This window comes from Pseudooceanicola lipolyticus, from assembly GCF_002786325.1.
In the GTDB taxonomy this organism is placed as follows: Bacteria; Pseudomonadota; Alphaproteobacteria; order Rhodobacterales; family Rhodobacteraceae; genus Pseudooceanicola_C; species Pseudooceanicola_C lipolyticus.
Genome location: NZ_PGTB01000350.1, coordinates 1 through 1,318 on the forward strand (window position 1 = coordinate 1; position 1,318 = coordinate 1,318).

Sequence of the window (1,318 nt, forward strand, 5' to 3'; positions counted from 1 at the left end):
CAGCGCGGCGGATATCGAAACCGCGCTTGCCGCGGCGCACCCCTGGCAGGCGCCGGCGCCCGCGCGCGCCGCGATCCTGAACCGCGCCGCCGACCTCTATGAGGAAAATTTCGGGGAGATTTTCGCCATCCTCGCCCGCGAGGCCGGAAAGACCCTGCCCGATGCGGTGGCCGAGCTGCGCGAGGCGGTGGATTTCCTGCGCTATTACGCCGCCCATATCCCCGACGCGCCGCCGGCGGGCCGCTTTGCCTGCATCAGCCCGTGGAACTTTCCGCTGGCCATCTTCACCGGCCAGGTCTCGGCCGCGCTGGCCACCGGCAATGCGGTGCTGGCCAAGCCGGCCGAACAGACGCCGCTGATCGCCCATCTGGCGGTGACGCTGATGCACCGCGCCGGGGTGCCGCGCGAGGTGCTGCAGCTGCTGCCCGGCGACGGCCGGGTCGGCGCCGCGCTGACCTCGGATGCCCGGATCAATGGCGTCGCCTTCACCGGCTCGACCGACACCGCGCGGCTGATCCGGAGCGCCATGGCCGCGCATCTGGAACCGGGCACGCCGCTGATCGCCGAAACCGGCGGCCTGAACGCGATGATCGTCGATTCCACCGCATTGCCGGAACAGGCGGTGCAATCCATCATCGAAAGCGCCTTTCAGTCGGCAGGCCAGCGCTGTTCCGCCCTGCGCTGCCTCTATGTGCAGGAGGACATCGCCGAGGATCTGCTGAAGATGCTGACCGGTGCGATGGACGCGCTGCGTCTTGGCGACCCCTGGCAGCTGGCCACCGACAGCGGCCCGGTGATCGATGCCGAGGCCCAGAGCGGCATCCGCGCCCATATCGACCGCGCCCGCCACGAGGGCCGCGTGCTGAAGGAACTGGCGCCGCCGCAGGGTGGCAGCTTTGTCGCGCCGGTGCTGATTGAGATCCCCGGCATCGCCGCGCTCGAGCGCGAGGTGTTCGGGCCGGTGCTGCATGTCGCCCGCTTCCGCGCCGGCCAGATCGACCGGGTGATCGCCGAGATCAACGCCACCGGCTATGGGCTGACCTTCGGGCTGCACAGCCGCATCGACGACCGCGTACAGCACGTGACCGAGGCGGTACAGGCCGGCAATATCTATGTCAATCGCAACCAGATCGGCGCCATCGTCGGCTCGCAACCCTTCGGCGGCGAGGGGCTGTCGGGTACCGGCCCCAAGGCCGGCGGGCCGCATTACCTGCCCCGCTTCTGCGCTCCCGACCGGCAGGTCACCCAGGACAACTGGACCGCCCCGGCGCCGCTGCCGGCGGCCGAGGGCCACCCGGCCCCAGTTGAGGGCCAGTCG

At 70.6% G+C, this 1,318-nt stretch carries 1 protein-coding gene; it reads left to right on the plus strand.

Features of this window, described 5'->3' with window-relative positions; all coding sequences use genetic code 11:
- On the plus strand, positions 1–1,318 hold a 1,318-nt coding region (locus CVM52_RS25825; RefSeq protein ID WP_100165068.1), incomplete at both ends, for an L-glutamate gamma-semialdehyde dehydrogenase.